This window comes from Bifidobacterium sp. POST2/T3 (B1), from assembly GCF_058197115.1.
On sequence record NZ_JBVPQK010000136.1, the window covers coordinates 1 to 6,710 of the forward strand.

Below are 6,710 nucleotides of genomic sequence, written 5' to 3' on the forward strand. Positions count from 1 at the left end.
CGTGTCTGCCGAATTCTCGTTATCCACCACCACGATCCGCCAGGGGGCCTGGGTGAGCTGGAGGATGGAGTCGAACAGGCCTGTCAGCAATTCCTGACGCTTATAGGTTACGACGACCATAGCCGCCTTATTCAAGGTCTTTCCCATGCTCTCCATTGTGACACCGCCCCGCAACTTTGCTTACTGAAGCAAAATCCTCCTAGTAGGTTCAGCCTTCTTCCGCCTTCCTGGATCGCAGGCTGCACACCCAGGATGTGAACACCGCCACCAGCAGCAGAACCACAGTCACCAGAAGGAACCGGCCGACGGGCACAGGGGTCAGAGCCATAGACATGCCAGCCTGGACAAAACTCAAGGCAATACAGCCCTCGACAATGGCTATCCCCAGCAGCGCCATCACTGCACCGCCGGCCACATCGGTCAGTGTCTCCATCACTCCCGACCAGGCTATTGACCTCCAGGCCACCCCGATCTGATTGAGCCGCTGGTTCTGCCGATTGCGCTCCCAAGCCGAAATGGCGATGGACTGCATCATGAAAATTAGGGCAAGAACGGTCCCGCCGACGATCATGACCGTCATAGCCGTCTGCCCGGACAGGCCTCGTTGAATGAAGTCATCTATATACTCCTGCCTGGTCTGCACCGCGAAATCGCCCTGAAGGCCACTCTTCAGACGGGAGGTAATCCCGTGCGCATCTGTTGGATTGACAGCCGATATGGGAATGATCGTATGTGCGTCTTCACCCAATTGAGGCAGGTCATCCTCCGCCGTCAGAAACAGAGGATAGTTATTGCCTGCAGATAGTTCTGGAATGCCCTCAGGCGACTGAACAAGGGCAACGACCCGCACCTCATGCGGTTGATCATGGCGATCAAGAAGACGAACGGTGTCGCCTATGGAATAGGAGGAATCCTGATTCACAGCGACGCGGTCTGAACCGAGATCAGACGAATTCCCTTGGACAAAGGAGAAATGAATGCTCGGCGAACTCTGAACTTTCTGACCCTGCAATTGCTCGGCAGGTTCCCATACCACCGTTGCCGTCTGGCCCGGTGATCCTTCCACAGCCCATTGCTGAGTCTGGTAGGTAATAAAGTCTCGAACCTCAGGCATCCCACCGATCAGATCGGATGGGTTGCGGTTTTGGGCATCCGAATCAAGGGAAGTAGCCATAACATCGGCCTTCAGCGGATATAGGCTCAGAACCGCCCCTCCGATGGAGCCAGCCTGCATGGCTGCCACAAGGGAAATGACGATGGTCAGGATCATCATGGCGGGGAGGGCTATAGCGGTTGAGCCTGCGCTCTCCTTTCGAGCACGCTGCAGGGCCAGAAGACCTGGCCCCCCGGCCACCTTCGCCGGGATCAGACCAATGACTGACACAGTCAGGACAACCAGGATCGGAGCCGCCAAATAGACCGTAGTGATGACAAGAATGACCTCGAGCATAATACGCAGGTCCAGGGTCATAGAAGGCAGTGGGGCGAACCCGACCACCAAGGTCAGGATCAGGAAGACCAGGGCTGCCGAAGAACGAATCCATCCGATCCGCTTGGTTTTGTCACTGGTCTCCGTCATGAGCTGGAGCGGAGCTGCCCCGCCCACCTTGCGCATAGCCATCCATACTCCCAACAGGCAGGCGACCATCATCATGATGAAGGTGACAACTGCAATGGAAGGTCGAATCCGCGGTGTGAAAACCATGCCACTGTCGCTGAACTCGGCAGAGCGCGCGTAAAACCGTCCAACTGGTATGGTCAGGAGAGATCCGACCAGGCAGCCAATGAGATTCGAGAGGGCCAGGGGGATCGAGAATTCCAAGATACCTATGATCAGGATCCTCCTGCGCGAGGCTCCGTTCAACCGCATCATTGCATACTCGCGTCGGCGTTCCTGAATCAGAAAAGTGACCGACGAGAGGACCAAAAAGACCGACACCAGCAGGCAGCAAGCCAGCGCCGGAATAGTGACCATGGAGAGATTTGAATAAGGTACCTTGGCTTGGAGACGCTGGTAGGTGTTCAACCTATTCAGATCGCCGATATTGTCAAAGGACTTTCCCGCTTGGTAGACCTGCATGGTCGAAGAGGTCAGCAGGGATGCCAGGAAGGTGGATAGACCCATGACCGCGTACGATGCTCGATGCTTCCTGATCAGGGACAAGACCAAGGAGAACAGGGTCGGTCGACTGATCGAGGAGAATGCATGCAGGGAATCCCGTCCGGGAACTTCTCCTCTTCCTGCTTGGCCTTTACCCGCATGCATCATCGTCCTACCCCCTGGCCGACCTGAGTCATGCTGGTCAGGTGAGTGGACAGCTGCTCGGCCGTATATCCTTGGCATATCGAATGCACTGTGCCGTCCACCAAGAAGACCGTGCGCTGCGCCCAGGCCGCCACATTGGGGTCATGGGTCACCATGAGCACGGTCCGTCCGCTCTCCACCAAGGTCGAAAGGGCATCCAGAACCATTTCCGAGCTGCGCGTATCCAGTGCCCCGGTGGGCTCGTCCGCGAAAATCATATCTGGCTGGGCGACCAGCGCTCTGGCAATGGCCACGCGTTGCCTTTGACCGCCAGATATGTCAGACGGATATTGCTGCGCATACCCATCTAGACCCAAAATCTTCAAGGCCTCCAGCGATTGGGCGACACCAACTTTGGGACCGCCGAAGAGCTGGGGCAGCATGACGTTCTGCAAGCAGGTGAAGGCCTCGACCAGGTTGTAATCCTGAAAAACGAAACCGATATGGTCGCGGCGCATCCTGGTTAGGGCGGACTCCTTCATCCTGGCTATGTTCTGGCCGGCTATCTCGACCGATCCCTGCTGTACTGGCAAGAGCCCTGAGGCGCAATAAAGCAAGGTGGTTTTCCCCGCTCCGGAAGGACCCATAACTGCGGTCCAAGATCCTGTCGAGCATTCCAGGCCGACTTGGTCTATTCCAGCTTCACCAGCCTTGTAATGGAAGGATACCCCCTCCATTTTCAGTGGCAGTTCATTCATTGATCTTCCTTTCATTCAGATCGCCTAGGCAACAAAGCTTTCTGGCCGACCACCAGCAAAGACAAAGGGTCAAAACCAGCAGTCCCAGGATTAGGTAGAGCTCAATGCCGGGCAATGGCACAATCCGAGTCACCACACTGCCAATACAGCATGGATCCACGAGAAGCCAGGCGACAAAGACATGAACGGCCAGCAACACCACCGGGACTGCAAGCAAGACCAAGCGTGTGTAGGTCCTGCAGTGCATGGAAATCCAGAGAACCAAGAGAAAAACAAGAAAGGCGGACCCCAGGCAGAGCAATACGAACACAGCCAGATACTCCCCCAAGGACCAGGTGAACCAAGGCAATGCATGTCCATCAAAAACCGGAAGATCCTGCAAACCCGCGATCTTGGGCACCCACATCAGGAATGATCCCGCTGCCACCATGAGCATCATCAGCAGGCCCGCACAGACCATGGCGAACACCTGCAGCCCAGGCAAGATGCGTCCGGTCCGTGTCGTCAACTGCGTCTGCCGGACCCCATGGACCTGGTCTTTAACAAGGCGTGGGGCCACGACAACCAAGGCTGCCAGAAGCGGGACCATATAAACTGAAAGTCTGAAGTTGCTCTGAGTGTAGTCCAGTAATTCAGGAGCGGCCAGGCCCATACCCGCCCTGCACTGTCCACTTAAGATGTCAAGCCGCTTCGTCACCGATTCGGGCAGTTCGATGCCATTACTACCGCCCTTACGCAACTGTTTCTCAGCTCTTGCGGTCAGGGCTTCCCGGTTGCATCCACGATAGGCATCCATGACATCATGGCAATGAACAAGCCGACGATAGCTAGGCAAGGCATTGATGCGGCCGGTCAGTTTGCCCCGGTCTGTATTCAGTACTGAAGGATTTGTCCAGCGCGAGCTCTCGACCGAATCGACCAGGTCCCTGGCCGACTGATAATTCTTGACGCCCAGTTGAACAGCTTGAGGACCAAGTGCCATCAGATCTTTGGATACCACCGGTTCAAGTCTGTCAGCCTCACGCTTGAATCCAGTAATGGTGGACTGACTGACATACGGTCCGTAGCTAGCTAGGTCATGATGGGCTTCGTCAGTGGGAATTTGGTCATACATAGCTAGATTCATACAGAAAACGAATCCAAGAGACAGACTGAGCACCACCCAAAAAGAGGTACCCAGAAGGTGCCGCATCTCGTTCCTGATCACCATCCATCTCATTGAAGACATCCCTGGCAAGAAATAAGATTGCGAGCCCGATTCGGCGGGGTATGCTGCATCGCTACTCCTCGTCCCCGTAGATCACCAGGAAGGCATCCTCCAATTTGGCAGGAACAGCCTGGCCCTGGGACGGCGGCTCATGTGAGTAAATTCTGAGCCGGGTCGCATCCCCATCCAGCTCGTCCTCAAGGAGCAGCTGCCCCTGCCCTAAGCGATAATCCGCAGGAACCAGGAATATTTTGCCTTCCAGCCAGCGGCTTATCTGCCTTGGGGACTGGTTGCAGCAGATCTGCCCATCCTTGAGCATGATGACCCGGTCGGCGATGGTCTCCAGGTCAGAGACGATATGAGTGGACAGGATAACGATCCGGTCGCGCGAAAGAGCATGGACCAGGTTGCGGAAGCGGACACGTTCCCGTGGATCCAAACCAGCGGTCGGCTCGTCCAAAATCATCAGTTCCGGGTCGTTGATCATGGCCTGTGCCAGCCCCACGCGCTGAATCATGCCCCCAGAGAGCGTCTTCATCTTCTGCTTACCCTGGTCTTTAAGCCCCACGGTCTTCAGGAGATCTTTCGCCAGGGGCTTGGCCCGTTTCCGGCCGATCCCCTGAAGGGCTGCTATGTACATCAAAAAATCTTCAGCGCTGTAGTCTGGGTAATAGCCGAATTTTTGGGGCAGATACCCCAAGAGGCCGCGATAGTCCTCGTCCATAACCATGATGTCCTGCCCATTCCAAGTGATGTTTCCCGAATCCGGGCGGATCAGGGTGGCGATCATTTGGATCAGCGTGGTCTTGCCTGCTCCGTTAGGCGCGAGAAGCCCATGGACGCCGGTTCCAATGGAGAGGCTCAGATCGTTGATAACCCGCTTGTTCCTGAAGCTCTTTGACACATGGTCCAAGTGCAGCACGAAACTCACCGTCCTTTCACACTAAACATGTAAGATTCCGCCCTCATGCCGTCGCCAGTCTTTTCATATGCCATGCTCGCTTTGACAGAGGTGACCCTACGCAGCGTCCATGCAGAACAAGCAGGAAGATCGTCAGAAGAACAAGGCCCGTCGCCAGGCTCAAGGCCGGCGGAATAGAGACAAGGATGGGGGCGGTGGCGAATCGAGTCAGATAAAGAATCATACCGAGCACGATCCAGAGTCCCAGAACCAGATAGATGGACAGTTCTCCATGCATATGCTCCTCTACCCAGATCTGTGCCAGGGAAAAGAGAAAGAGGGAGGAGAAGCTGATCCCCAGAAGGGTCATGGTGGACAGCCCCGGATTGGTCGTCCACGCCAGCAAGACCGTGGCCAAGGATGAAATCATCATGCTGACCATGCCGAACAGAAGCATCCTGACTGCGGCTATCTGACGGAATGACCACCTGCAAGTTCTGATCAGATTCAGGGTATTCAGGTTCCGTTCCTTGAGCACGACCAAAAGGTGCACCACCAGGAAAAGAGCAGGCGAACAGACGAATATGGGGACAACCAGACCGAAGGTTCTATCGACTCTGCTGGGCCAAGCAGTCTTCATGAAGGAGCCAAAGACGGTCGCCCAAACCGCCGCCGTCAGAATCAGGCCGATAAAGACGCAGTCCCAGAGGCCAAAGAGCAGGTTTCTCAGGCCTAGGGAACGGACCATGGCTACAAGGGTCCAGATCAGCCCAGGACGTCTTCCCATCCCTTTGCGTACAATTGTTTTTATGGATCGCTCGCGCATCCTGGAACTGCCGATCTGTGATTCAGCAAAATCATCGCGCTCAAGGTCGCTACCCTGAAGAGCCGCCAGAATGGGACGGATATCAGGTTCAGACCGATTCATGACCAAACTCCTTCCTCAAATTGTCCAAAAGTCGGTAATACCGAGCCTTGACCGTGTTTTCAGGCTCTCCGCAGGCCTCGGCAATCTGCGCGAACCCATAGCCGGCATACAGATGGAGACGCAAAACTTCCTGCGCCGGGACCGGGGCTTGTGAGATCTTGTCTTCAATCCGACCAACTAGGTCGTCCTTGAAGGTCTGGTCGGCGGGGTCGTCATGTTGATCGTGGCCGGATGCCACAAATACTTGTGCCTCCTGCCGCTGCCGCCTGCGGCGGATCCGCCAGTAGTCAATAACCTTGTAGGTTGCGATGCGGTGGATCCAGGTACGGAAGCTGGACTTGTGCGAATCGTAGCTGCCCAAAGACCGCAGAATGGCAACAAAGGCATCCTGGGCAAGGTTCAGCGACTCCTCCTTATCGCCTACCTGAGCTCGGATGTAGGCCAGGATGTCGTCGTAGTACTTGCGAACTAGGTCATCGGCTGCGCGAAAGGATCTAGTTGACAGTATGTTTCTGATCCATTCCAGGTCCTCTGCCTGGGATTGGCCACCATCAGCGTCTCCGTCACTGGTTTGTCTGACCAAGGCCGGATGTATAGCTTCATCCGCAGGCAGCAGATGGTCACCCATCCTCGCCATGCTCCAGCCTCCTTGCAACATTGTGAACTTTCGA

At 55.7% G+C, this 6,710-nt stretch carries 6 protein-coding genes and 1 pseudogene; all 7 read right to left on the reverse strand.

The features are described 5' to 3' along the window. Positions 1–156, reverse strand: a pseudogene (locus AC0AP0_RS07345) (glycosyl transferase); the annotation flags it as partial. Between the two features lie 52 nt (positions 157–208). Next, positions 209–2,125, reverse strand: a complete 1,917-nt coding sequence (locus AC0AP0_RS07350; RefSeq protein WP_490429942.1) for an FtsX-like permease family protein — start codon at positions 2,123–2,125, stop codon at positions 209–211. Positions 2,126–2,265: 140 nt separating this feature from the next. Then, entirely contained in the window at positions 2,266–3,003 is a 738-nt protein-coding gene (locus AC0AP0_RS07355) for an ABC transporter ATP-binding protein (protein WP_261252328.1), read from the reverse strand. Next, positions 2,996–4,213: a hypothetical protein gene (locus AC0AP0_RS07360; protein ID WP_490429944.1), complete on the reverse strand. Its 1,218-nt coding sequence runs from the start codon at positions 4,211–4,213 to the stop codon at positions 2,996–2,998. Before AC0AP0_RS07360 ends, AC0AP0_RS07355 begins: the two co-directional genes overlap by 8 nt. 70 nt (positions 4,214–4,283) lie before the next feature. Then, a complete protein-coding gene (locus AC0AP0_RS07365) occupies positions 4,284–5,141 on the reverse strand; it encodes an ABC transporter ATP-binding protein (protein WP_454482572.1) in 858 nt (285 codons plus the stop codon). Between the two features lie 34 nt (positions 5,142–5,175). After that, positions 5,176–6,039 carry a hypothetical protein gene (locus AC0AP0_RS07370; RefSeq protein ID WP_490429946.1) on the reverse strand — a complete coding sequence of 288 codons (864 nt, stop codon included), beginning with the start codon at positions 6,037–6,039 and terminating at the stop codon, positions 5,176–5,178. After that, on the reverse strand, positions 6,026–6,710 hold a 685-nt coding region (locus tag AC0AP0_RS07375), incomplete at its 5' end, for an RNA polymerase sigma factor (RefSeq protein ID WP_490429948.1). The genes AC0AP0_RS07375 and AC0AP0_RS07370, both read right to left, overlap by 14 nt.

Bases quoted from the DNA above. Each gene is read 5' to 3' on its own strand.
- AC0AP0_RS07360 (WP_490429944.1), bottom strand. From the start codon at position 4,213: ATGGTGATCAGGAACGAGATGCGGCACCTTCTGGGTACCTCTTTTTGG.
- AC0AP0_RS07355 (WP_261252328.1), bottom strand. From the start codon at position 3,003: ATGAATGAACTGCCACTGAAAATGGAGGGGGTATCCTTCCATTACAAG.
- AC0AP0_RS07350 (WP_490429942.1), bottom strand. From the start codon at position 2,125: ATGGGTCTATCCACCTTCCTGGCATCCCTGCTGACCTCTTCGACCATG.
- AC0AP0_RS07370 (WP_490429946.1), bottom strand. From the start codon at position 6,039: ATGAATCGGTCTGAACCTGATATCCGTCCCATTCTGGCGGCTCTTCAG.